The sequence below is a fragment of the Vibrio sp. 14G-20 genome, from assembly GCF_026241515.1.
Taxonomy (GTDB): Bacteria; Pseudomonadota; Gammaproteobacteria; order Enterobacterales; family Vibrionaceae; genus Vibrio.
The window spans coordinates 1-350 of record NZ_JAPHPW010000072.1; the positions used below are offsets into that span (position 1 = coordinate 1).

Annotated in this window: 1 protein-coding gene; it reads right to left on the minus strand. The window is 43.1% G+C overall.

The window, feature by feature from the left end; all coding sequences use genetic code 11:
* Nucleotides 1-350, minus strand: a 350-nt coding sequence (locus tag OQJ75_RS22485; protein WP_266067303.1) for a transposase, incomplete at both ends; no start/stop codon positions are given.

A 350-nucleotide genomic window follows, 5' to 3' on the forward strand; every position in this document is an offset into this window, starting at 1 on the left:
GGGGAGGCGATAGCACACCACATTAGCTCATCTTGAATATCTCGAAGTGCCATCGTAAAGCTTATCCTAAGTGGCGAGACTTCAGCCTCTTTTGCTATTCGGCTAATCTCCAGACGGATTAAGTTATACGCGATAAGGATACCCCATATCTCTTGCTCTACACCCTCTACAGATTGACTGCGGAGCAGGATTTCATCTTCAAGCATGTCATGCTTAATCTCGCCATAGCTATTCTCGATTTCCCACCTTTCGAAGTACACATCTAATAATGATTTTAAACTGTATTTTCTATCTGTTAGAGAAGTCAGCAGCCCTTGTATATGATTGGGTTGTTGTTCAACGTCATCGGG